The organism is Janthinobacterium sp. NFX145, from assembly GCF_049810325.1.
GTDB lineage: Bacteria > Pseudomonadota > Gammaproteobacteria > Burkholderiales > Burkholderiaceae_D > Janthinobacterium > Janthinobacterium rivuli.
Genome location: NZ_CP187360.1, coordinates 2,683,244 through 2,708,116 on the forward strand (window position 1 = coordinate 2,683,244; position 24,873 = coordinate 2,708,116).

19 protein-coding genes are annotated in these 24,873 nt (G+C 64.2%); 6 read left to right on the forward strand and 13 right to left on the reverse strand.

The annotated features are described in order from the left end of the window. Positions 1-24: 24 nt before the first annotated feature. Both ACPJXG_RS11980 and ACPJXG_RS11985 read left to right on the forward strand, forming a co-directional pair. Positions 25-2,784: a bifunctional diguanylate cyclase/phosphodiesterase gene (locus ACPJXG_RS11980; RefSeq protein ID WP_425254386.1), complete on the forward strand. Its 2,760-nt coding sequence runs from the start codon at positions 25-27 to the stop codon at positions 2,782-2,784. Positions 2,785-2,981: 197 nt separating this feature from the next. After that, positions 2,982-4,424, forward strand: a complete 1,443-nt coding sequence (locus ACPJXG_RS11985) for an OmpP1/FadL family transporter (protein WP_425254387.1) — start codon at positions 2,982-2,984, stop codon at positions 4,422-4,424. Positions 4,425-4,572: 148 nt separating this feature from the next. Here the strand turns inward: ACPJXG_RS11985 and ACPJXG_RS11990 are convergent, their stop codons facing one another. Genes ACPJXG_RS11990 through wrbA form a run of 9 tightly spaced genes read right to left on the reverse strand, consistent with a single transcriptional unit; the run spans position 4,573 to position 14,780 of the window. Then, on the reverse strand, positions 4,573-5,664 hold the full coding sequence (locus tag ACPJXG_RS11990; RefSeq protein WP_425254388.1) for a threonine aldolase family protein: 1,092 nt from the start codon (positions 5,662-5,664) through the stop codon (positions 4,573-4,575). Between the two features lie 9 nt (positions 5,665-5,673). Then, on the reverse strand, positions 5,674-6,348 hold the full coding sequence (gene leuE, locus ACPJXG_RS11995; protein ID WP_402718502.1) for a leucine efflux protein LeuE: 675 nt from the start codon (positions 6,346-6,348) through the stop codon (positions 5,674-5,676). 11 nt (positions 6,349-6,359) lie between these two features. Then, entirely contained in the window at positions 6,360-8,213 is a 1,854-nt protein-coding gene (locus ACPJXG_RS12000; protein ID WP_425254389.1) for an ABC transporter transmembrane domain-containing protein, read from the reverse strand. 50 nt (positions 8,214-8,263) lie between these two features. Continuing rightward, positions 8,264-9,340, reverse strand: coding sequence for a lipocalin-like domain-containing protein (locus tag ACPJXG_RS12005; RefSeq protein WP_425254390.1), 1,077 nt, complete (start codon positions 9,338-9,340; stop codon positions 8,264-8,266). Next, a complete protein-coding gene (locus ACPJXG_RS12010) occupies positions 9,340-11,937 on the reverse strand; it encodes an FtsX-like permease family protein (RefSeq protein WP_425254391.1) in 2,598 nt (865 codons plus the stop codon). The genes ACPJXG_RS12005 and ACPJXG_RS12010 overlap by 1 nt, the downstream gene beginning before the upstream one ends. After that, positions 11,925-12,353, reverse strand: a complete 429-nt coding sequence (locus ACPJXG_RS12015; protein ID WP_425254392.1) for a DUF4124 domain-containing protein — start codon at positions 12,351-12,353, stop codon at positions 11,925-11,927. The genes ACPJXG_RS12010 and ACPJXG_RS12015 overlap by 13 nt, the downstream gene beginning before the upstream one ends. After that, complete coding sequence (locus ACPJXG_RS12020) at positions 12,350-13,765, reverse strand: FAD-binding oxidoreductase (protein WP_425254393.1); 1,416 nt, start codon at positions 13,763-13,765, stop codon at positions 12,350-12,352. The genes ACPJXG_RS12015 and ACPJXG_RS12020 overlap by 4 nt, the downstream gene beginning before the upstream one ends. Beyond that, positions 13,762-14,172, reverse strand: a complete 411-nt coding sequence (locus tag ACPJXG_RS12025) for a DUF2069 domain-containing protein (RefSeq protein ID WP_425254741.1) — start codon at positions 14,170-14,172, stop codon at positions 13,762-13,764. Before ACPJXG_RS12025 ends, ACPJXG_RS12020 begins: the two co-directional genes overlap by 4 nt. Then, positions 14,172-14,780, reverse strand: a complete 609-nt coding sequence (wrbA, locus tag ACPJXG_RS12030) for an NAD(P)H:quinone oxidoreductase (protein ID WP_070255883.1) — start codon at positions 14,778-14,780, stop codon at positions 14,172-14,174. The genes ACPJXG_RS12025 and wrbA overlap by 1 nt, the downstream gene beginning before the upstream one ends. 67 nt (positions 14,781-14,847) lie before the next feature. On the opposite strand from wrbA, the gene ACPJXG_RS12035 reads away from it, so the two are divergent. Beyond that, positions 14,848-16,224, forward strand: a complete 1,377-nt coding sequence (locus ACPJXG_RS12035) for a YihY family inner membrane protein (protein ID WP_425254394.1) — start codon at positions 14,848-14,850, stop codon at positions 16,222-16,224. Positions 16,225-16,346: 122 nt separating this feature from the next. Further along, positions 16,347-17,744, forward strand: a complete 1,398-nt coding sequence (locus ACPJXG_RS12040) for an esterase-like activity of phytase family protein (RefSeq protein ID WP_425254395.1) — start codon at positions 16,347-16,349, stop codon at positions 17,742-17,744. Between the two features lie 22 nt (positions 17,745-17,766). On the opposite strand, the gene ACPJXG_RS12045 is transcribed toward ACPJXG_RS12040, so the two are convergent. The 4 genes from ACPJXG_RS12045 to ACPJXG_RS12060 are packed head-to-tail and all read right to left on the reverse strand — an operon-like array spanning position 17,767 to position 23,362. Further along, positions 17,767-19,767 (reverse strand): DUF6630 family protein, encoded by a 2,001-nt coding sequence (locus ACPJXG_RS12045; protein ID WP_425254396.1) that lies wholly within the window; start codon positions 19,765-19,767, stop codon positions 17,767-17,769. 29 nt (positions 19,768-19,796) lie between these two features. Beyond that, positions 19,797-21,203, reverse strand: a complete 1,407-nt coding sequence (locus ACPJXG_RS12050) for a PoNe immunity protein domain-containing protein (protein ID WP_425254397.1) — start codon at positions 21,201-21,203, stop codon at positions 19,797-19,799. A gap of 34 nt (positions 21,204-21,237) precedes the next feature. After that, complete coding sequence (locus ACPJXG_RS12055) at positions 21,238-22,050, reverse strand: alpha/beta fold hydrolase (protein ID WP_425254398.1); 813 nt, start codon at positions 22,048-22,050, stop codon at positions 21,238-21,240. 1 nt (position 22,051) lies between these two features. Further along, entirely contained in the window at positions 22,052-23,362 is a 1,311-nt protein-coding gene (locus ACPJXG_RS12060; RefSeq protein WP_425254399.1) for an O-acetylhomoserine aminocarboxypropyltransferase, read from the reverse strand. 377 nt (positions 23,363-23,739) lie between these two features. On the opposite strand from ACPJXG_RS12060, the gene ACPJXG_RS12065 reads away from it, so the two are divergent. Continuing rightward, a complete protein-coding gene (locus tag ACPJXG_RS12065; RefSeq protein WP_425254400.1) occupies positions 23,740-24,282 on the forward strand; it encodes a 2OG-Fe(II) oxygenase in 543 nt (180 codons plus the stop codon). A gap of 128 nt (positions 24,283-24,410) precedes the next feature. Then, entirely contained in the window at positions 24,411-24,857 is a 447-nt protein-coding gene (locus tag ACPJXG_RS12070; RefSeq protein ID WP_010398828.1) for a CBS domain-containing protein, read from the forward strand. Positions 24,858-24,873: the final 16 nt, after the last annotated feature.

The following is a 24,873-nucleotide window of genomic DNA, read 5'->3' on the forward strand; positions in this document are numbered from 1 at the left end:
CACAGAAACGGCAGATGCTGCACCATGTTCTTGCGACAATTTGTAAATAATAACAACGCCGCCGTGGTGGAGATGAGCAGGGCCGATTTTCTCAAGGCCAACCTGCGCCTGATCCTGGCCTGGCCCTTGCTGGGGCTGGTCCTGTGCGCGGTACTGTGGACGGCCACCTTGCTGCAGCTGGAGGCGGAAAAGAAGGTGGCGCAGCAGCAGGCGCTCGACGGCGTGTCCTCGTTGTCGAAAGCATATGGCCAGTATCTGCTGCGCACCCTGGAGCAGATGGACCAGCTGACCTTGCAGCTCAAGTATGAGTGGGAAAACTCGCGCGGCCACTTGCGTCTCGATCAATTGAAGATGCAGGGCATGTATGCCTTGCCGCAATTTGCCATCGTCGCCATCCTCGACCGCAAGGGCCACCCGGTGACGGCCACGGCGCCGCTCCAGCGCTTGCGGACCAGTGAGCGCAGCGATTTCCTGCTGCGCCACTGGCGCAGCAATTCCAGCGCGCTGCGCATCGCGCTCGGGCGGGCCAGCGCCGTCAATGCAGGCAGCGCGGCGGCGCCCGACGCCGACGCAAGCCTCGTGCATTTCACGCGCCGGCTGGAAGACGAGGATGGCAATTTCGACGGCGTGCTGCTCATTTCCATTCATTCCAGCTATTTTTCCGAATTCTACAACAGCGTCAGTTTCGGCAAGTTCGGCATGTCGGCCATGGTGGGCGAGGAGGGCGAGCTGTTCAGCACGCGCCTCGGCTCGCGCGTGCTGCCGACCCGGCGCGGCCAGGGCACGCCATTCCTTGACACCAGCTTTCTGGAAACGGAGAGCGGCGCCATGCATTCTGGCGGCAGGATCGCTTTTTCCGACAAGCAAAATCGCTATGTGGGCTGGCAGGCGCTGAAAGCCTATCCGTTTACGGCCGTGGTCGCACTGTCGGACGGCGAAATGCTGCATCCCTACGAGGAAACGCGCACGATTTATCTCGGCATCGCCTTCGCAGTCACCGTGCTTCTGCTGGCCTTTACCGCCGTTGCCACCATGCTGTCGCTGCGCCTGGCGTGGCGCCACCACCAGTCCGAAGGCGTGCGCAATGCCTACCGCATGGCCACCGAAGGCACGAGCGACGGCTTTTATATCATTGCCGCCTTGCGCGGCGCGGACGGCAGCATCCTCGATTTCGAGATGGTCGACTGCAACGAGCCGGGCGCTGGCTACTTTGGCGTACGCCGCGAACAGCTGCTGGGCATGCGCCTGCAGTCGCGCGCCCACGAGCCGTATTTCCGCGACCTGATCCATAATTACCGGGCCGCCATGGTTTCCGGTTTTTCCGAGGAAGAGATCGAACTGCCGGAAGGCAACCCCTTCAAGCTGCGCTGGATACGCCGGCGCGTGGTGCGCAGCGGCGACCGCCTGGCCGTCACCCTGCAAGACATCAGCACGGCCAAGGAGCACGAGCGCGACTTGCGCCGCCTGGCCAATGAAGACGGCTTGACGGGCTTGCCCAACCGCTACTGGCTGCAGCAATTCCTGCCCGGCGCCCTGGGCCGCGCCGCCATCGCGCGGCACATGCTGGCGCTGCTGTTCATCGACCTGGACGGCTTCAAGGATATCAACGATACGCAGGGCCACGCCGAGGGCGATAAAGTGCTGCGCGCCGCGTCCTTGCGCCTGAAGGCCGTGCTGCGGCCGGGCGACCACGTGGTGCGCCTGGGCGGCGATGAATTCGTCGTCGTGCTCGACCCGGTGGAAGACGACAGCCGCGCCGAACAGGTGGCGCAGCGCATCGCCATCGCCTTCGACGAACCGTTTTACCTGGGCAGCGAACGCCACAAGATGGGCGCCTCGATCGGCATCAGCCTGTATCCGCGCGATGGCGCCGAGACGGATGTGCTGCTCAAAAACGCCGACATCGCCATGTATGCCGTGAAAGTGGCGGGCAAGGGCCATCACCGCTTCTTCCAGCCGGAACTGTTCGAAACCATCCGCAACCGCCGCGAACTCGAGCAAAGCCTGGTGGCGGCGCTGGAGCAGGATCAGTTCCTCGTCGTCTACCAGCCGCGCGTCGACGCCATGAGCGGGCAGCTGTGCAGCATGGAGGCGCTCGTGCGCTGGCAGCATCCGCAGCACGGCATGGTGCCGCCGCTGGAATTCATCCCCGTGGCCGAGAGCAGCGGCCTGATTTCGCAGCTGGGCGAAGTCGTCATCGAAAAGGTGTGCCTGCAGATGGCGCGCTGGCAGGCCAGCGGTCTGGAACTGGTGCCCGTGTCCATCAACGTCTCGGCGCGCCAGTTCGGCCGCGGCGACGTGCACCAGGTGCTGGCGTCTGCCCTGACGCGCCACCGCATCGATGCGCGCCTGATCGAGGTGGAAATCACGGAATCGGCCATGATGGATGAACAGAACCGCGCCGTGGAGCAGCTGTCTGCCATCCGCGCGCTGGGCGTGCGCTTGCTGGTCGACGATTTCGGCACCGGATACTCGTCGCTGTCGCAGCTGCAGAAGTTCGCCATGGATGGCTTGAAGATCGACCGCGCCTTCACCATGGAGCTGGGCCGCTCGGAGCAGGGCGAAGTGTTCGTGCGCGCCATCCTGTCGATGGCGCATGCGCTGGGCATGAGCGTGGTGGCCGAAGGGGTGGAGACGCGCGAGCAGCTCGACATCCTGCGCGCCCTGCAATGCAACGAGGTGCAGGGCTATTTTATCTCGCGTCCCGTGCCCGCCGAACAGATGCTGTCGCTGATGCATCAGCGCTTTCTGATACCGCTTCCAGCCCCTGCGCTGGCACTGTAGAACGGCGCGATGGACGAGAAAAACAACGCTGTTTCATAAAAAGAGCGAACGTTCGCTTTTTTCTAAAAAATATTATATGCTTCGCTCATGCCGTCAGTGAATTGGAGTTCACGGCGGCAAGAAAAGTGCAAGACGGGGCAGTTTGGGATGCCCGCGATAGTGTGCCGAAGACCTTCATATAATAAAGAGAGACCAACTTGAAACATAAATATCTGCCCCTCCTGATCGTTGCCGCGTTCGCCGGCATTTCCTCCACAGCACAAGCATCGGGCTACCGTTTCGGCTCGCAAAGCGTTTCCGCTCAAGGCACCGCCGACGCCAGCGGCGCCGAAGCGGCCGACGCGTCGACCATTTTCTACAACCCTGCCGGCCTGTCGCGCCTGGAAGGCACGCAGTTCGTTGGTGGCGGCACTTTGGTGGTACCGCATTCGACCTACCAGGATAACAACTCCGTCAATTTCAGGGACAAGCCAACAGGCGGCACGACCAAGGACTACGCACCGGATGCCGTCTTTGCGCCAGCCCTGTACGCCAGCAAGAAAATCAATGACCAATGGACCGTCGGCATGGGCCTGTTCGTGCCCTACGGCGCCAAGCTTGACTATGGCAACAGCTGGAGCGGCCGCTATGCGATCACCAACATCAAGCTCGAAGCCATCGCCCTGAATCCTTCCGTTTCCTTCAAGCTGGACCAGCACCACTCGTTCGGGTTCGGCGTGACGGCGGAATACATGAAGGCGGAACTGGGGCAGGCTGTGGACGTGCCAGGTTCGGTCTCGTTCTTGCAGCAACATGCGGCAGCCGCATCGACCGCTTTTCTTACAAATATCCTCAAGACCCAAGGCATGGATGCATTTAATGCCGCCAGGACCGCACTGGGTACGGCCAAAGATGGCCACGCTTCGATGGATGGCGACGATTGGGGCTTTGGCTTCAACCTGGGCTACCTGTACCAGCTGAATGAAGGCACGCGTTTCGGTATCGCTTACCGTTCGTCGATTTCGCACAAGCTGAAAGGCGACACGATCTGGGACTTCTCGCAAGTGTCGAACAACGCCGCCGTGAATGGCTTCATCGGCGCCGCATCGGGCAAGGTCAACTCCAAGGCGCTGGTCGAACTGCGCACGCCGGAAACCGTATCGATCAACGCCTTCCATCAGATGGATGATCGTTGGGCCTTGATGGGCGACGTCACCTGGACCCGTACTTCGCGCCTGCAGAACCTGGATATCCAGTTCCCGCCGACGGCCGAAGGCGCCGAGCGCATTCGCCAGAACTGGAAAGACACCTACCGCGTCTCGCTGGGCACCAACTACAAGTACAGCGAAAACCTGTTGCTGCGCGCCGGTATCGCGCATGACCAGGCACCAGTACGCAGCGCCGAGCTGCGCCACCCAGCCTTGCCGGACAGCGACCGCATGCAGTACTCGATCGGCGCGAACTGGAAGCTGAACGCCAATTCCTCGATCGACCTGGCCTACAGCTATATCGACTTCAAGGATGCTGAAGTGAACTACACTAATAAATGCGGTCCAGTGCCGCCGTTGTCCACTGGCTGCACCGGCAACGGTGAAACCACCAAGGGCCTGTTCAAGACCCGCATGCAGTTGATCGGTCTCGCTTACAACTACAAGTTCTAAGCAGGTAGTGGCGGCCGACCCGGCCGCCATGAAATGAAAAAAGCGCCTTCGGGCGCTTTTTTTTTGGGGTGCATGGGTTTTCGGAAGTTGTCGGCTTACGCGCTGCGCGCTAACCCGACCTACCCCGACCTACGTCGACCAACGCCGCTCAGGCTTTGATGCGCATGGCCTGATCCAGCAAGGTCAAGGCCAGCCGCACGCTGTCGTCCGGCAGTTCCAGCAAGTTATCTCCCACATACCATTCCACCACGCTGTGGCCGGGCAGCGCCGCGTGGCTGGCGCGGCCGAACAGCCAGATGCCGTGGTCGGCGGCCACCTGGTTGCGGATGGCGATGGCCCGTTCGCGCGAGACGGGCAAATGCAGGTGCAGCATGTTGGCCTGCGGCTGGGCGGGATTGACGGCTATCGATGGAAAATCGCGCAGCAGCGCGTACAGCCACTGGGTGCGCCCAAAATACCGCGGCATGGCGGCGATGCGCGCGTCGAACTGCATGGCGGCGGCCACCACGTAGGGCGTGCGGTGCACGATATTGCCGCCCTGGCGGCGGAACCATTCGCGCGCCCGTTCCACAAAGGGGCGGCTGCCGGCCAGCATGGCGCCACCGAGGCCGCCGATGCCCTTGTACAGCGACACGTACACGGAATCAAAACCGTCGCAGATGGCGGGCAGGGACTGCTGGAAACCTGCTTGCGCCTCCCACAGACGCGCGCCATCCATGTGCAGATGGATGTTGTGCTCGCGGCAGTGCCGCTTGATGTCGTTCAAATCTTCCCACGACGGGCACTGGCCGCCGATTTCGCGCATCGGCAACTCCAACTGCACGGCGCCCAGTTGATCGGGCACGGCGCGCAAATCGTCCGCCGTCCACGGACGGTGCGGGTCGCCGATCGTCAAACCCTTGAAGTGGTCGAGCAATTCGTGGTTGCCCCGTTCGTGGCGGAGGATGTGCGAAGTGGGATGCAGCGCCACCAGGCGCGAACCCCGGTCCTGGCACGCCAGGCGCAGGGCGGTGACCTGCGTCATGGTGCCCGTGATGCAGAACACGGCCGCCTCGAAGCCGAGCAGAGCGGCGATCTTGTGCTCGAACTGTTCGATCAGCGCGCCTTCGCCATAGGTGTCGTGCGCGATGTCGTTGGCCTCGCACCAGACGGCCATGGCGGCGAAGGTGGCCGCAGGCGTCGGTTGGCGGTGGCCTGGCAGGACGGTGTGGCAGCGCTGGCGCAGTTCGAGCTCGGTCACGGTAATTCCTTACAGGGTGGCCGTGGCCAGTTTCGCGCCGAAGCCGATGAACATGGCGCCCACGCCGCCGCCCATGCCGGCCGACAGGCGGCGACGGCGGCGGAAGGTGTCGGCCAGGCGCGCGCCGACAAAGATGATGGCCGTCAGGTAGGTAAAACTGATCACCTGGCAAATCAGGCCCAGGCCGACGAAGGACAGCACGGGATTCGGGAAGGCCGGGTCGACGAACTGGATGAAAAACGAGATGAAGAACAAAATGGCTTTCGGGTTCATCAGGCTGATGATCAGCGCCTTGCGGAATGGATCGCTTTCCTTGACGGACGCTGGCGCGGCAGGCGCTTCACCATCGGCCGGCGCGGGCGCGCGCAGCTTGCGCCAGCAGCCTATCAGCATCTGCAGGCCGATCCAGCCCAGGTAGGCCGCGCCGATGTATTTCACGACGTAGAACAGGGCCGGGCTGGCTTTCAGCAGCGAGGCCACGCCGCAGGCCGACAGCACCATCAGAATCAGGTCGCCGGCGAAGATGCCGAAGGCGCCCTGGTAGGCGGGCCGCACGCCCCGTTGCGCGGCGACCGACAGCACGTACATGGAATTGGGGCCGGGCAGGATGACGATGAAGATGGTCCCCAATAAAAAGGTCCAGAAATCGGTGATGCCCAGGTTGGCGTGGAAAAGTGCGTTCATGATGGTTCTGTTTAATTGATTTGTGCGTGATGGAATTGCAGGGCCGCCAAGTTGGCGTAAATACCTTTCATTGCGACGAGCGACGCATGCGTGCCCATCTCGACGATCTTGCCGTCTTCCATGACGATGATGCGGTCGGCCCGTTGTACTGTCGCCAGGCGGTGCGCGATGATGACGGTGGTGCGGCCCACCATGGCCGCTTCCAGCGCTTTTTGCACCAGGCGTTCCGATTCCGCATCCAGCGCGCTCGTCGCTTCATCGAGCAGCAGCAGCGGCGGGTTTTTCAGCAGGGCGCGGGCGATGGCGATGCGCTGGCGCTGTCCGCCGGACAAACGCACGCCGCGTTCGCCGAGGAAGGATTTGTAACCGTTCGGCAGGCGCTCGATGAATTCGTGGGCGGCCGCCATTTTCGCGGCCGCGATCACTTCCTCGTCGCTGGCGCCGGCGCGGCCATAGCGGATGTTTTCCATGGCGTCGGCCGAGAAGATCACGGTATCTTGCGGCACGATGCCGATGGCATCGCGCAGGGTATGCAGGTCGAGCTGTTTGATATCCACGCCATCGAGGCGGATGCTGCCGCTTTGCGGGTCATAAAAACGCAGGAACAGCTGGAACAGGGTGGTCTTGCCGGCGCCCGACGCACCGACGACGGCCACCGTTTCGCCGGCGCGGATGTCGAGGCTGACGTGATCGAGCGCCGCGGTATCTGGGCGTGACGGGTACGAAAACAGGACGTCGTCGAGCGACAGCGCGGCGCCGCTTGCTGCGCGGGCGGGCAGCGGCAGCGGCGTGGCAGGCGACTCGATGTCCGATTTGAGGGCCATCAGTTCCAGCAGGCGTTCGGTGGCGCCGGCGGCGCGCTGCGCTTCGCCCATGACTTCAGACAGGGCGCCGATGGCGCCAGCCACGATGGAGGCGTACAGGATGAACTGGCCCAGATCTCCGCCCGTCATCGAGCCTTCCAGCACGGCGCGCGCCCCCAGCCACAGCACGAAGACGATGGTGCCGAAGACCAGCAAAATCGCGATCATGGTCAGCAAGGCGCGGGCGCGGATGCGGCGCATGGCCGTCATGAAAGCGCCTTCGACGGAGTCGCCGAAGCGTTTCGATTCGATTTTCTCGTGCGTGAATGCCTGCACGGTGGGCATGGCATTGAAGATTTCGCCAGCCATGGCCGACGCGTCGGCGATGCGGTCTTGCGAGTCGCGCGACAGCTTGCGCACCTTGCGGCCAAACACGATGATGGGCACGACGACGAGAATCAAGAGGCCGATGATGATGCCGGCCAGCTTGGCGCTGGTGACGAACAGCATCACCAGGCCGCCCAGGAACAGCAGCACATTGCGCAGCGCCATCGAGATGCTGGTGCCGACGACGGCCTGTATCAATGTCGTGTCGGTGGTGATGCGCGACAGGACTTCACCCGTCTGCGTGGTTTCAAAGAAGGCGGGGCTTTGCGTGACGACGTGGCGGTACACGGCGCTGCGGATGTCGGCCGTGACCCGCTCGCCCAGCCATGACACCGTATAGAAGCGCGCCGCCGTGGCCAGCGCCAGGATGGACGCCACGCCGAACAGGGCGAGGAAGACCAGATCCACGTGCTGGATGCTCTTGGAACCGGCCGCGCCGCCGAAACCGAGGTCGATCATCTGCTTGAAGGCGGCAGGAATGGCCAGGGTCGAGGCGGCGGCCACCACCAGCGCGATACCGGCCAGGAAGAACTGCTTGCGGTACGGCGTCAAAAAGGGCATCAAGCCCTTGAAGGCGGCCAGGCTGCCTTTTTTCAGCTCGCGGCTGGTGCCGGTGTCGGGGGACAGTGTGGTTGCGGTGGTGCTCGTGTTGCCTGTTTCTGTGCTGGTTGTCATTGTTTTTCGCTTAGTATTTACTGTATCTGGTATTGCTTATTTACAATTGCTTATAACTTCATCGGCTGGACGTAGCCCGTCATTTCCAGGTAGGCGCGGCCGACCGGCTGGCCATCGCGCTCCACGGTCACGGCGCCTTCCCAGTATACGGCCCCCGTCGAACGGCGCGAATCAAGCTCCTGGTCTGGCTGCAGCGGCTTGATCTGCCAGCGCGTGGGACCCGTGCGGATCTCCGTGGCGACCGGGTATTCGGCCTGCGTGCGGGGCGAGCGCCACAGTTGCGTGGGCGTGAAATCGACGTCGCCGGGCGCGAACTGCGTCATCTTGCCGGAGGCATCGCGCCATGTCGCGTGCGCCCATAGTTTAGCACCTGTCTTGCTGCGGATCTGGAAGGCCATCAGGGCGCCGCCGTCATCGAGGTTGGCGCCTATCCAGTTCCAGCCACTGGCGTCCGCATCGAGCACCTGGCTGGACCACTCGTGATCGAGCCAGGTGGTGCCCGTCACGGCTTCGGCCTTGCCGCCCGCGCGCGCGATCGTGCCCGTGGTTCGCAGCTGCGGTTCGCTGTAGTAGTAGCTCGATTGCGCAGGACGCGCGCCCTTGCGCGAATAGCCGCCTTGGCCCTGCAGCAGCACGGGCTGGGTGGGCGCGAGGGTCAGCTGCAAGTTGAATTCGCGCGCGGCCAGGCTGATCTGATACGTGCCGTCGGCATGGCGCCGCATGCGCCAGTCGTCGAGTTTGACGTCCGTGTCGCCCACCTTGGCGTAAGCCAGGCCGAAGCCCTCGCGCGCGCTTTTCTCGTCGTGCAGCAGCTTGCCTACCTTCGGATCGGACAGGGCCGCATGGCCGATGATCAGCTGTTTCGGCGCGAAGGCGCTGGGATTCAGCGCATCGGTGGCCGTGGCGCTGCGAAAGAAGGTCACCTGGTAGCCCAGTTGCTCGCCGCCTGCGGTTTTGACCCAGCCCGTGGCGTACCACCATTCCGTTTTATACGCGGGATGGGCGCCGAAGTCGTGCGGCAGGCGCAGGGACTGGCCGGCCGGCAGCGGCGTGACGGGGGCGAAGGCGGGCGGCGCGGCCAGGGCAGGCAAGGCCAGCGTCAATAACAACATGAAAACACGGCGCATTACCAGTCCTCCCTGACGGCGCGGATGGGGCCAGCGGACAGGGCTTGCCTGCCCGCGATCAGCGCCGTGGCGGCGGCTGCCGTCAGCAGGGCGGCGGCCACGGTGGCGATCAATGGCCACGGCAGGTGCAGCTGCATGGTCCAGTGGAACGATTGCGGATTGACGATGAAGACCAGCACAAAGCTGATCAACAGTCCCAGGACAAAGCCGGTGGCGATGCCCAGCGCCGTCAGCGCGCCGCCTTCGATCGCCAGGATGGACAAGATCTGCCCGCGCGTCACGCCCACGTGGCGCAGCATGCCGAATTCGCGCGCGCGCGCCAGGGTCTGCGCCGAGAACGTGGCGGCCACGCCGAACAGGCCGATGACGATGGCGATGGCTTCCAATAAATACGTGACGGCGAAGCTGCGGTCGAAAATCTGCAAGCTCAAGGCGCGGATGGCCGAGGGGTTCGATACTTCCAGGCTGGCGCCAAACGGCAGGCTTTTCAGGCGCTGCTGCAGCGCGTCGCCCGTGGCGTCCTTGGCCAGCCACAGGGCCGCGTCGCTGACATCGAGGTCGCCGGTCAGGGTGCGGTAATCGTCCAGCGGCATCTGGATGGCGCCGGACGAGCGCGCGTAATCGCGCCAGATGCCGGCAACAAAGAACTGGTGCAAGCCGCCCGCCAGCGGCAGGTCGATTTGCTGGCCAGGTTTGACGTTGTACAGGTCGGCCACCGCCTCGGACAGCCAGACAGGTTTTGCGCCCGCTGGCACAGGCAGCGTGTCGCCCACCAGCACCATGCTCTTGCCCGGGTCTGGCAAATTGATGGGGCGCGCCAGCAGCGCCACATTCGGGCGGTCGGGCGCCAGCGACAGCGAGCGCACGCGCTGGAAATCCACCCTGGCCACCTCGGGCAGGGCGGTGATGCTGGCCTGTTCGCGCGGATTCAAACCGGCCGTCCCGCCGCTGGCGGCCGTACGCGCATACACGTCGGCGGGCAAGATCTGCAGCAGCCAGTCGTCGACGGAGACGCGGAAACTCGACACCATGATGGCCATCGCCACCATCAGGCTAAAGCTCGACAGCACGCCGCCGAGGGCGATGCCGGCCTGGCCCGAGGCGTTGGCCAGGCGGGCCAGGGTCAGGCTGCGCACGGGCGCATGCGCGCTCGTTTCCGTGCGCAGCCAGGCGCGCTGCAGGAAGCGGAAGACGACGGCGGCCAGCTGCGGCATCAGGGCGATGGCGCCGATCAGCAGCAGCGCGATGGACAGATAGCCGAACAGGGGCAGTTCGAACACGGGCGGCAGGAATGTCAATGCGCCGGCCAGCAGCAAACAAGCCAGCGCCGGCCAGGTTTTCGCCAAGCGCGTCGTCACGACTTCTTCGCTGCCCGATTTCAGGGCGATGGCGGGGGCCGCGCGGGCCGCCTCCAGCGCGGGCGCGGCGCAGCCCAGTAAGGCGACGCCGAGGCCCAGGGCGAAATACACGCAGGCGGCGATGGGCGTGAACTGCACCTGCGGCTGCACGCCGGCGAAATAGCCGGCGCCCAGGTCGCCGCCGAAGAAGCGCAGGGCCACGGCGGCCATGGCATAACCGCCAGCGATGCCGAGAGCCGCGCCGACGATACCGAGGCTGGCGCCTTCGAGCAGCACCTGGCGCAGCAACTGGCCCCGCTCCATGCCCAGCACGCGCAGCAGCGCGAACTGGCCGCGGCGGCGGATGACGGACAGCGCCTGCGTGGAAAAGACCAAAAAGGCGCCCGTAAACAGGGCGACGAGGGCCAGCACCGTCAGGTTGACCCGGTAGGCGCGGCTGAGGTTATTGTTGCGGCTATTCTGGTTTTCGTCGTTGGGCTGGCCCACCTGGAAACGCCCCGGATACTGCGCTTCCAGTGTGCGCGCGAGATCGGCCTGGAAGGCGTCGCGGTTCACGCCCTGGCGCAGTTTCAAGTCGATGCGCGACAGCTTGCCCACCTTGTTGAAGCGCCATTGCGCCGCGCCGATATCCATGACGGCGATACGCTGGCCAGCGCGCGCCCGCTGCAGCGAACCTGCCACGCGCAGCGCCACCGTGCCCGTGCCCGATTGCAGGACGACCTGGCCGCCTTCTGCCACAGCCAGCCAGCGCAAGGCGGCGGGCGACAAAAAGACGGCGTCGTCGGCCAGGGTGTCGAAAGGCTGGCCTTCGGCGGGCGCGCCGATCAGGTCGGGCGAGATGAAGCCGGCGCGAAAGACGTCGAGCGCCAGGATGTGCAGCGGGCCGCCGTCCTGGCCAGTATGGCCGGCCACCGCAGCTTGCAGCTCCAGCACGGGCGAAGCCACGGCCACGCCGTCGCGCTGCGCCAGCTGCGGGTAGATGCTTTCGTCGAACAGCGCTTCGCGCCCGGCCACCTGCACGTCGGCCTGGCCGGACAGGCTTTTGACGGCCGTGGAAAATTCATTGAAGGCGGCCGCGTTGATCAGGTGGATGGCAAAGCCCAGCGACACGCCGATGGCGATGGCCAGGATGGCGACGAAGGCGCGCACGGGATGCGCGCGCCACTCGCCCAGCAGCAGCCAGCGCGACAGCAGGCGCGTGCCCGCGGGATTTGCTGCAGGCGCACTCAATTCAAGCATTCGACGGCCAGGCGTTCGCCGGCGCGCCGCGCTTTCAATTGCGCCGCGTCGCGATTCTTGTCGCCGGCGCCGACGGCGTCCTGCGCCGCCCATTTCTGTTCCAGGCGCAGCTGGGCGCAGTGCTTGTCGCGCGTTTCCTTCTGTTTGGCGCCCCGTTCTCGGGCCTGGTCTACCAGTTTTTCCTGCTGCTGGCGCGCCGCTTCCAGCTGGCTGGCCACCCGTTCCTGGCGCGTGGCCGCGCCCTTGTCGACGGCCGGCGGCGGCGAGGGGATTTCCAGGATTTGCAGCTGGCCGCCCGTGCAGGGCGTGGCGCTATAGCTGGTGTGGCCATCCTGCACGCATTTGTAGACGTCCTGCGCACTGGCGGAGCCGGCCAGCAAGGCCATGGTGCAGAGCAGGAGGGACGGCGATCTCACAATATCTTCCCCGGATTCATGATGTTCTGTGGGTCCAGCGCCTGTTTGACAGCGCGCATCAGCTGCAGTTCCAGCGGCGATTTATAACGCGCCAGGTCGTCCTTTTTCAGGGCGCCGATACCGTGTTCGGCCGAGATGGAACCACCAAATGCGTGGACCTGGTCGTGCACGATACGGTTGATCGCATCCTGGTTGGCCAGGAAGTCACGGTCCGTCATGCCGGCGGGCGGCGCCACGTTGTAATGCAGGTTGCCGTCACCCAGGTGGCCGAAGCACACGAGCTGGCAGCCGGGGAAGGCCCTTGCCAATGCCGCATCCGTGACGCTGATGAAATCGGCGATGCAGGAAATAGGCAGCGAGATATCGTGCTTGATGTTCTTGCCCGCCTGCGCCTGCGCCAGCGGGATGTGCTCGCGCAGCTGCCATAGTCCCTCGGACTGCGCCACGGAACTGGCGACGACGGCGTCGGCTATCAATTCGTCTTCCAGTGCCGCGCCGATGCTCGCTTCCAGCAATTCCACGGCGTGCGCCTCGGACTGGCTGCTGGATAATTCCAGCAGCACGTACTGTCCGTGGGCTTCGGCGAAAGGCCGCGGCAGCTGCGGGAACTGTTCCGCCACCAGTTGCAAACAGTATTGCGACATCAGTTCAAAACCCGTCAGGCTGGCGCCGCAATGGTCCTGCATCAGGCTTAATAAACGCAGGGCGTGGGCGGGCGTAGGCATGGCGGCCAGCGCCGTGATGCACGCTTTTGGCTGCGGGTACAACTTCATCACCGCGCCCGTGATGACGCCCAGGGTGCCTTCGGCGCCGATGTACAGGTCGCGCAAATCGTAGCCGGTATTATCCTTGCGCAGGCCGCGCAAGCCGCTCCAGATTTCGCCTTGCGGCGTGACCACTTCCAGGCCCAGGCACAGCTCGCGCGTGTTCCCGTAACGCAGCACGGCCGTGCCGCCCGCGTTGGTGGCCAGGTTGCCGCCGATGGTGCAACTGCCTTCGGCCGCCAGCGACAGGGGGAACAAACAGCCGGCGGCACTGGCCGCTTCCTGGATGGTTTGCAAAATGCAGCCCGCGTCCACCGTGATGGTGCGGTTGACGGGATCGAGCGCGCGGATGCTGTTAAAACGCGCCAGCGACAGCACGATGGCCGTGCCAGCGGCGTCCGGGATGCTGCCCAGCACCAGGCCCGTGTTGCCGCCTTGCGGCACGACGGGCACCTGCCATTGCGCGCAGGCGCGCAGCACGCCTGCCACTTGCTCCACCGTGGCGGGGCGCAGCACGGCCAGGGCCTTGCCGGTAAACCGGTCGCGCCAGTCGGTGAGGAAGGGCGCTGTGTCGGCGTCGTTGGTGAGCACGTAGGCTTCGCCCAGCAGGTCGCGGCAGGCGACGAGAAAATCGGCTTTTTCAGTCATTTCTTGATGCTCACTTTATTCACTTTTTCCAGCAGCTCTTTGGCCATGCGCTTTGCGGCTTTTTTGTAAGGACGCAGATACAGCACGGCGCAGACAAAATAGATGCAGACGATGGCCGCCTCGCCCCAGGCCATCAGGGCCGAGGTGGGGTTCGTGTCGCTGTAGCCGCGCACCACGCCTTCCGTAAAATACAGCAGGATCACCATCGACGACCATTGCAGGGTATAGACGTCGCGCTTGATGACGCCGTACAGTGGGATGAGCAGGGGTGCCGCTTTCAGCACGACCCAGGAGCCGCCCGGCTGCAGCGGCGCGATCACGGTTTCCCACAGCAGGCACCAGACGATCAGGGTGACGAGGCTGGCGATGGCGCCCCAGTGAAAATACTTGTGCAGTACGCCGTGCATCATGCGCCTGCCAGTTTCGCGGCGTTTTCCGCCAGGCGCCGGCCCAGGGCGATGGCCAATCGTTTTTCATCCTCGCTCAGGGCCTTGTCGCCGTCGATGCCGGACCAGTGCGTGGCGCCATACGGCGAGCCGCCCGTGGACGTCGTCATCAGTTCGGGATGCGTGTAGGGCAGGCCCATGACCAGCATGCCGTGGTGGAAAAGGGGAATCATCATCGACAGCAGGGTCGATTCCTGGCCGCCGTGCAGGCTGCCCGTGGACGTGAACACGCAGGCGGGCTTGCCGGACAGGCTGCCGGCCAGCCAGTCGCTGGCCGTGCCATCCCAGAAGTACTTCATGGCGGCAGCCATGTTGCCGAAGCGCGTGGGCGAGCCCAGGGCCAGGCCCGCGCACTCCTGCAAGTCTTCCAGTTCCACATAAGGCGCGCCATCGGGCGGCACTTCCGGCGCCGTCGCCTCGGCCACGGTGGAGACGGCGGGCACGGTGCGCAGGCGCGCATCGCAGCCAGGCACGCTTTCCACTCCCTGGGCTATCAGCTCGGCCAACTGGCGCGTGGCGCCATGGCGTGAATAAAACAATACGAGAATAATCAGATTGGTTGGCTTCATCATTGGTATTATAGGGCGCTTTACAGCCTGATACGACTGCTGTCATGGCGCCGTTCTGATTTTGCACATGTTTTCAAAATATATAATCCCCATCTTTCAATACCTGTGGCGCACCCTGCACATCGGTGCCGACATTGTGCGTGGCCTGACGTGGTCCGAAACGCGCGACCTGCTGCAGTTCGCGCGCCGCCGCGTGCGCGAGGAAAGCCTGCCGCAAGTGGCCGGCAGCCTGACGTTCGCCACCGTGTTCGCGCTGGTGCCGTTGCTGACCCTCGCGCTGGCGATCTTCACCACTTTCCCTCTATTCAATACCTTCCGCCACGCGCTGGAAGACTATTTCGTGCAAAGCGTCATGCCCAAGGGCATATCGAACACCATCCTCGATTATCTGACCACGTTCGCCTCGAAGGCCACGCGCCTGTCGGCCATCGGCGCGGGCGCGCTGATCGTCACGTCGGTGGGCATGATGGGCTTGATCGAGCGCGTCTTCAACCGTATCTGGAGAGTGCGCCAGGAACGTCGCTGGACCAAGCGTCTGCTGGTTTACTGGGCCATCGTCACCCTGGGGCCGCTGCTGGTGGGCGTGTCGCTGACGGTGACCTCGCGCCTCTTCATGGCCACCAGCGGCGTGGTGGGCGCCGTGCCTTTCATCGGCGCCGTGTTTTATACCCTGGTGTCGATCGGCCTGACCATGCTGGCGTTTACCCTGCTGTACATCGCCGTGCCGAACCGCGACGTGGACTGGCGCGACGCGGCCTGGGGCGGCTTGCTGGCCGCGCTGGCGTTCGAGGTGGCCAAGCGCGGCTTTGGTGAATTCATCCAGGAATTCCCCACGTATTCGCGCATCTATGGCGCGCTGGCCGCCTTGCCGCTGTTCCTCGTATGGATTTACCTGAGCTGGATGATCACCCTTGTGGGCGCCTTGCTGGTGGCCGCCTTGCCCGTCGTGAAATACGAGCGCTGGTGGTACGAGGCGGCGCCGGGCAGTGAATTCGTCGACGCCGTCGCCATCCTGAAAGTGCTGCACCAGGCCTGTCACTGCGCCGATTCGGCCCTGGTGGGCGCGGCGGAAATTCGCCGCAGCACGCGCCTGGGCTTTGAAGAAATGGAAACCCTGCTCGACAAGATGGTGCAGCAGGGCTGGGTAGGACGAGTTAACGTGGATGGCGCCGTGCGGGTCCAGTGGGGCAAGCGCGTGGCCGACAGTTCCGACCACTGGGTCTTGCTGGGCAATGTCAACCGCATCAGCCTGGCCGATGTCTACCGCCTGTTTGTCTTCGGCGGCATGCGCGTGAACTCCGGCTATCCGGCCGGTTCCACGAATGAACGCGACATCAAGGCGGCCGAAGAAGCGGCCGCGCTGGCGGCGCAGGTGGAAAGCGCCGTGGAGCAGGGCCTGGGCTTGAGTCTGGCGCAGCATTTTGGGGAAGTGCGCTGCGCGTGACGGGCCGGGGAGGCGCGCTTCCTTGCCCGCCTATGCCCCGCACGATAGGGCGCGCATGTCATAAACTGGTCACCGAAGGCCGGTAAGCTTTCCTCTTCATTCATCTTGTTGAGGAAGCAAATATGCGTTGTCATTTGAGCGGTTTGAATGTGTGCCGCGGCCTGGCCATCGTGGTGATCAGCGGCGTGCTCGCAGCCTGCGGCGGCAGTTCCTCTGCCGCTCCTGATGCGGTGCCCAAGGACGGGGAAGGCTTGCCGCACCAGCTTGCCGGCTGGGCAGCGCTGCCTGACACGGCGCGCTGGCCAGGGCCGGTTACGGGACAGTTCACAGCCGCAGCGCTGGGCGTCACCCCGCCGTTTGCCAGTGGAGTGCCGATTCCCGGCTTTTCCGCGCTGCTCAGGAATGATGACGGCAGCTGGACTGCCATGGCCGACAATGGCTATGGCGCCAAGGGCAATTCGGCTGATTTCGTGCTCGGCCTGTATAACGCCAGCATCAACTTCCGCACGGCCGCTGACGCCAGCAAGGCGCCTGGCAGCATCAAGCTCAACAGCTTCCTGGCCTTCAACGACGCCAAGGGTTTCTTAAACGATGGCAAGGGCGTTGACCTGAAAATCACGGCCGACTACGTCAACTACCCCCGCAACACCACCGGCGGCCTGGTCTTTGCCGACAGCGGTATCGCCGTGGATGCGCGCATTCGCGCTGGCCGCTTGCTGACCGGTTTTGATTTCGACATCGAGTCGCTCGCGCGCGCTGCCGACGGTACTTACTTCGTGGGCGAGGAATTCGGCCCCTATATCCTGCACTTCGACAAAAACGGCACGCTGATGGGCGACCCGGTTCCCCATCCTTTCCTGCGCAGCCCGGCCAATCCGGAAGTGCTGGGCAAGGGCGCCAGCATTACCTTGGCAGGCAGCCGCGGCTTCGAAAGCCTGGCCTACAATGCCGACCGCAGCCTGCTCTACGCGGTGCCGGAGGCGGCGCCAAGCGATCCGTCGCTGCGGCCCGTCGCAGCCGATGAACGTTACCTGAACATCTTCGAGTTCGACCCCGGCACCATGCGCTACACGGGCAAGAACCTCGTGTACCGCAAGGATGGCGCGGCCAAGGACAATGGCGTCGTGATCGGCGACATGACCAATGTCGGCGGCAGCAAGTTCGTGCTGATCGAACGCGACGGCTTCTGGGGCGCCAAGGCCGTGATCAAGCGCCTGTACCTGGTGGACCTGAAAGAAAAAGATGCTGACGGCGCGCTCAAGAAAACGCTGTTGGTGGACTTGCTGAATATCTCCGACCCCAAAGGCATAGGCGGGCAGGCGAGCAATATGCCCGTGGGTAAGTTCAGCATGCCTTTCGACTCGGTGGAGAGCGTTGAAGTACTCGATGCCCAGACGCTGGTCGTGGCAATCGACACGAACTACCCGGGTGAAGACGGCCGCAAGCCGGGCAAGCCGGACGACACCGAAGTCATTACCCTGCGTTTTGACAAGGCGCTATTCGATCGTTCCGCCAAATAACGACAATGTGCCGACAATCCGCTCATAGCAGGACCGGCCGCAAGGCCGCCTGCAGCGCCACCGCCTGGAACGCGGCCGCATCCTGCGCCCGCACCACGCCCAGATAATAGGTGTCCTCGTCGCCGTGCAGGTTGACCAGGCGCAGCTGATGCGGCGCCAGGTGGGCGGCAATGGCGGCCAGGCCGTCGGCCATCGCGTCGCCATCCTCGCGCTGCGCCCAGCGGAAGTCCTGCAGCGCGGGCAGGCCGATATGCAGGCGGATGTGTGGCACTTCATCGACCGATTTCCAGTCCAGCGTGGCGCCGTGGCCCAGCACATCGGCGGCCGTCGACCAGAGCAGGAAGAAGCAGGCCGCTTCGGGCGTATCGCCTTCGTATTCTTCTTCCGGGTCGTCCTGCGCCAGTTCTTCCAGGGTGATGTCCACGCAGCGCGCGGCCAGTTCCGCATCGCCTTGCAAGAGCAGGGCGGCCATGGCGCGCAATTGCTCGCGGTCGGCCTTGGCCAGGATTTGCGCGGGCGTGAAGCTGTGGCGCGGCACCGCTTTCTTCTTGCCCAGCCCCATGGCCTCGCTCAGTTGCGCCGTGATCGCCGCCTTGAAGTTTTCCACGGTGTCGAACTGCTCCAGCAACTGGCCCGTGAAATCCATGCTCCAGGCCATGCCATCCTTGACGACATATAAAAAGTCGCTTTGCACGGCCACGCCACGCAAATGGTGGGCGGGTGGATACAGGGGCGTGAAAGCCTGTTTTCCATCCAGGGTCAGCATGCACGCGAGACCTTGCGCGTCGATGGCGAAGATCAGGTTCTTGCGCAATTTGGGCGGCGACGAGGTGGTGGCGCAGTCGATGGCCTCGTACTGGCATGGCGCCAGCAGCTCGCCCTGGCTATTGACGAGGCCAAACAGGAAGCGCCCTGCGATGCGCTGGCTGACGATGGCGATTTTTTTCTTCGTGCCGACATCCTGCACGGAGCTGTAGGCTGGCGGCACCACGACCTTGCCCATCTTGTCGACCACGCCATACACATTGCGTTTTTTGTCATCATCAGTCTGGTCTGTCTGGCGCTCGATGTCGATCAAGCCATCTTCGCGCAGGCATATGTTATCCACCCTGTCGATGAGCAGCGCACCATCGGGCATGCGCAGCAAGCGGCTGGCGCCGTCCGGATCGATTTGCTGCAGCAGATGGGGGCTGATCACGTACAGGGCGCCGGGGGCGGGCGGTAGCACCAGCATGCCGTTGAGGTCCAGCACGCCGTGCGCGTCGGGCGCGTCCGCCGTGGCAAAGGTGATCCAGCCATCGTCCGCATAATAAACGCCCAGGTCCACATAGCGCTGCGACAGCGGCACGATCCAGCGGCCATACGGCGTGACCAGGCCGGTGACGTCCGGTTCGCCGGCGGTGCTCACTTCATAGCACAGCGCGTCTTCTTCCCAGCCCACCACTTCCAGGCCTTGCAGGAACGGCAGTTCGTCCGCGCCGAGTTCCTCGACATCGGCCAGTTGCGCGCTGGCCGTGGCCGACCAGTAGCCGGTGGCAGGCGATGCGGCGCCAGCGGCCAGCAGCGGCGCCAGCGCTTCCCGGTCGCCGCGCAGCAGGGCAGAGTGCAAGGCTTGCGCCTCGGCGCGCAGCGCGTCGAGCCCGGCCGCGTAGTCCGGCGTGCCGATATCGTGCGGGATCAGTTGCACGCCATCGAGGATCAGCCATGGCTGGCCGCTCGCCAGCAGGGCGCTGATGGCGCCGCGCGCGACGATGGCGGCCGCGTCGCGCGGTTTGTCCATCAGCGCGGACAAGGCTTGCCAGCTGGCCTGCGCCTGCGCCATCGGTGCGGCCAGCACGCAGGGGCAGTCCTCGCCATCGCCGTAGATGGGCCAGGCGGTGGTCTGCGTGCCGGCGCCGATGAGCAGCTTGAACAGCATCGGCGTGTCCAGCCGCCACTCGGCCAGGCCCGTGATCGTCTCGGTGTCGAAGCCGGCCTGGCCGGGCAGGAAGGTGGTGCTGAACAGGGCTGCAGTGTTGATCATTGATATTTGTCTAAAAGTGAACGGGGGATTCAGGGCGCTGGCGGCATGACCCAGTGCGCCAGCGCGCTGCGATCGAGGCCCAGGTGTTTGGCTGCGGCAGCCGCTTCGAAGGCCCACAAGCCGTAGTAGCCGCCCAGGCCGTGTGCGCGCAAATGGCCGTTGAACCAGTCTTCGCGCACCAGCGCGCCATGCCAGCTGGCCAGGTACTGCCGCAGGTGCTCCAGCTGCTGCGCGGCATCGTCCGTATCCAGGCACTCGAACAGGGCCGAGTAGGGCTCGGCGAAATACCATTCGTCGACGGCGGGACGCTGGGGATCGATGGTCGACAGCAGCGCCTCGTACACGGCGTCTTCGCCATCGAAGGCTGTCTGCAGGGCGGCCAGGCGGGCAGCCAGGTCGTGGCGGCCGAACAGCAGGGCGGCGCCCAGCAACTGCAGGGTGCGCGCGTAATCCGTCAATTGTTCGAAATCAAAGGCAGGCAAGGCGTCGTCATCGTAGGCTGCGGCCAGGGCCGCGCGCGCCGTTTCGCAGGCGGCAACGGCCGATTCCAGCGCCGGTTCCACGTCAGGCAAGGGCAAGCCTACCGTGTAGCGCAGCGAGAAGACCTGGTAAGCCGTGCTGGCGGCCGCGCACGCCCAGTAAGCCGCGTCGCCACCGTCGTTTTCCGCCTGCGCCTGCGCGCGCCCGTAGGCGGCCAGCAGGGCGTCGAGGTAAGCGAGGTTGCGGCCAAAGTCGAACGCAGTGCCGAACGTCTCGGGCGGCACCTGGCGCGGCGCGTGGGGCCAGGGCGTGGATGCAACCGGGCAGGTGGCGGCGCATTCGCGCTGGATGGCCCAGTCGGCGAAGATTTGCTGCATATACTGCGCCGTTTCGTCGTCGTGGACGATGGCGCCGACGCCCACAAAGGTCGTGCCCAGCAGGGTGTAGCCAGGGAAGCGGCTGCTCTCGTAGGCGATGGTGGTCACGCTCTGGATGGTCCTGCCGTCGCTCAGGTCGCGCACGCGGAAGTACACATCGTCCCAGCCGGCCAGCGGTGCCGCTGGCGGTGCATTCGGCAAGGTGGTCCAGCTGCCGTCCTCCTGCTCTTCATAGGCGTCGAGCAGCTCGTCGAGGCCGCCGGGGCGGTCGATGCGGTTGTTGGCGTCGTATTGCAGGTCCAGTTCGGCCGCGAAGGCTGCCGCGTGGCGGCCCTCGAAGACCAGGTACTGGGAGCTCGTGGTGCCGACCAGCAGATCCGTGTGCTGGCCCGCCACGACGAGCGCCTGCGGCAGCCGGCACCATTGGTAGTATGGAATGCCGGCCATGGGGCCGCCTTCGTCCGCCAGCGGGTTAGTGAAGCGCAGCTGTTCCAGCCATTTATAGCGTTCGTGCCGCTCCGCTTCCGTGCCGCTGCCGCGGCCAGTCAATTCATCGAACAGGGTACTCAATAACATCATGCATCCATCCTAAAAAAAGCCGTATGGCCGGTGCTTATGCCGCTGCCGTTTGCGCAAACGCAAACAGCGCTTCGAGCACGGCGTCGGGCTGCTCGGCCATCAATTCGTGCCCGCTGTCGACCTGCACCACCGTGCCATGCGCGATCGCAGACGTGAGCAAGCGGGTCGATTTGGGCGGCGTCATCATGTCGCGCGCGCCGAAAATGAATAAAGTGGGGCAGTGTACCGAAGCGGCGGCGATTTCGCCGTTCGCGTAGGCATTGCAGGCAAAAAAATCCGTGTGAAACACATGATCGGGGTTGAGGGCGGCGATGCGCTGTTTCAAGCGCCGCGCGCCGCCCATGGCATAAAAGCCGGGGCCGGGGAACGACGGTTTTTGCGCGATCGACGAGTGCGACCAGATATTGACCATGTCGATGGCCGCCTGTTCATCGTTGAGCGACGTTTCCAGCAGCGCCGGCGAGACTTTCATCGGGTAGGTGGAGCCCAGCATGGCCAGGTGGCTGACGCGCTCGGGCGCCAGGAATGCCGCTTCCAGCGCGATCAAGGAACCCATGCTGTGGCCGACCAGCATGGCCCTGGCCGCACCGGCAGCGTCCAGTACGGCCAGTATCCAGCGCGCCAGCTCTTCCACCGTAGTTTTCGCCGCACCCAGGCTGCGCCCATGGCCCGGTAAATCCACGGCCAGCACGTTCCAGCCGTGGTGAGCGAAAAAGCGCGTCTGCAGGGCCCACACGGAATGGTCGTTCTGCGCGCCGTGGATGAAGACGGCCGTCGGCTGGTTCGGGTTGAATGGCTTGCCACCCGTGTAGCAGTAAGCCGTGGTGTTGTCGATGGTGAGCAGCATCTCAGGTGCCTTTCTGCGACAGTTTCAGGCCACGGGCCAGGTCTTCGATCAAGTCATCGGCGTCTTCCAGGCCGACGGACAGACGCATGGTGCCCTGCGTGATGCCCGCCTGTTCGAGTTGATCGTCGGGCACGCGGAAATGCGTGGTGGAGGCGGGGTGGATGACGAGCGACTTGGCGTCGCCCACATTGGCCAGGTGCGAGAAGATCTTCAGGCTGTCGACAAAGCGCTGGCCCGCCGCGCGGTCGCCACGCAGGCGGAAGGTGAACACGCCGCCCGCGCCTTTCGGCAGCAGGGTTTTCGCCAGTTCATAGTCGGGATGCGACGGCAGTTCGGGGTAGGACACGGATTCCACGGCCGGATTGGCCAGCAAAAAGTCGATGATTTTGCGCGTGTTGGCCACGTGGCGGTCCATGCGCAAGCCCAGGGTTTCGATGCCCTGCAAGATGGCGAAGGCATTGTGCGGGCTCATGACGGCGCCGAAATCGCGCAAGCCTTCGCGCCGCGCGCGCAGGGCGAACGGCGCTACCGTCGATTCCTCGGCGAAGACCATGCCGTGAAAGCAGTCATACGGCTCGCACAGTTCGGCGAAACGCCCCGTCTTGTCGTATGCCGCTTGCCAGTCGAAGGTGCCGCCATCGACGAGCAAGCCGCCGATGGCCGTGCCATGCCCGCACAGGAATTTGGTGGCCGAGTGGAACACCAGGTCGGCGCCATGCTCGAAGGGGCGCAGCAAATACGGGGTGGTAAACGTCGAGTCGAGCATCAACGGCAGCTGGTGTTCGTGCGCCAGCGTGGCAATGGTCGGGATATTCAGCACGTCGAGGCCGGGATTGCCCAGGGTTTCGGCAAACAGCACTTTTGTAGTTGGGCGGATGGCGGCGCGCCAGGCGTCCACGTCGCGCGGGTCGACAAACGTCGTGTCGATGCCGAAGCGTTTCAAGGTGTAGGCCAGCAGGTTGTGCGAGCCGCCGTACAGGGCGCGTGAGGCGACGATGTGCGAACCGGCGCCGGCGATGGTGGACAAGCCCAGGTGCATGGCGGCCTGGCCGCTGGCCGTGGCGATGCCGGCCACGCCCCCTTCGAGGGCGGCGATGCGTTCTTCCAGCACGGCGTTGGTGGGATTCGAGATGCGCGAGTACACGTGGCCGGCCCGCTCCATATTGAACAGCGAAGCCGCGTGCTCCGAACTCTTGAAGGCAAACGAGGACGTGAAGTGGATGGGCGTGGCGCGCGCGCCCGTGGCCGGGTCGGGCGCGGCGCCGGCATGCAGGGATAAGGTATCGAAACCGGGGTATTTCGGGCCGCTCATGGTGTCTCCGCCAAGTTTTATAGTGGCAAGATCGTAACCTGATTTACCTCGGAGCAAAAGGGCTCCCGTGCAGGGCGCATGGCGCCGTGCTGGCGGACGGTCAGGCTCAGCTGGCGTGTAACCTGCAGTGTAAAAAAAGTGACCGGCGCGGTGTGGCGGTGGTAGGATACCGGATCAGCGATATTCGGGCTGTTTGACCTGTGCGCGTGCGCCGCGCCGCAGGGAAGGCTGCTACGTGCCAGCGAAATCCTGGGCTTCAGGCGAACTCTCATCGCATGTCCACCAGGAAAGATTTTATGCCCGCAATATCGTTCGACGGCGACCTCGCCGTACCCGGACCATCTATAGTCGACGGCCTCTGCCACGCAGGCTGGCTCATGCAAGAGCATTTCATTTCCCCTGAACTGAGCCGCCAACTGGCCGCCGAATGCGTGCAATCCATGCTCAGCGGCAAGATGAAGGGCGCCGGCGTGGGCAGCGGCCATGCACCGCTGCTGCAGCCGGACATCCGCGGCGACCATATCGAATGGCTGGAAACGGGCCGTTCAGCGGCGTGCGACCGCTACCTGGAGCATATGGAAGCGCTGCGCTGCATGCTCAACCGCGAGCTGTTCCTGGGGCTGGAAGAATACGAAAGCCATTTCGCCCTGTACGCGCCGGGCGCCTTTTACCGTGCCCATCTGGACCGTTTCCGCGACGACGACAAGCGCACCGTGTCCGTCGTGCTGTACCTGAACGACGACTGGCTGCCCGAGCATGGCGGCGCGCTGCGCCTGCACCCGCAAGGTGGGTCCGTGGTGGACATCTTGCCGCAAGCGGGGCGCATGGCCATGTTCATGTCGGGCGAGATGCTGCACGAAGTGCTGCCGACGGCGCGCGAGCGTCTCTCCATAGCAGGTTGGTTCCGCCGCCGCGCGTGATGCAAAGTGCTGCGCAATCCCCCTCGATTTGATTGCGCGCAAGGCTGGATTTTTCCGCAGGCATAGGCTACAGTCGCAGTAAGGGCTAGAATAACTAAAATACCAATCACGCGGACAGGACGGCCAATATGAAAGTATCTGAAATTCTCCAAGTCAAGGGCAATATCCTCTACACGGTCACGCCTGACCAGCCCCTGCTTGACGCGGCCAATACCATGGCTGAAAAAGACATCGGTTCGCTGGTGGTCATGGAATTTGGCGACCTGGTCGGCATGCTGACCTTCCGCGAAGTACTCAACGCGCTGCATGAAAACGCGGGCCAGATCGGCGGCGGCACCGTGCGCAAGCACATGGATGACCACCCGATCACCGTGACCCCGGATACGGAAGTCAATGAAGTGCGCCGCATCATGCTGGAAAAACACGCGCGCTACCTGCCCGTCATGAACGCCAAGACCTTGCTGGGCGTCATTTCCTTCTACGACGTGGCGCGCGCCGTGCTCGAAGCGCAAAGCTTTGAAAACCAGATGCTCAAGGCGTACATCCGCGACTGGCCGGCCGAAACCACCGATTAAGCTACGCTGATCGAGT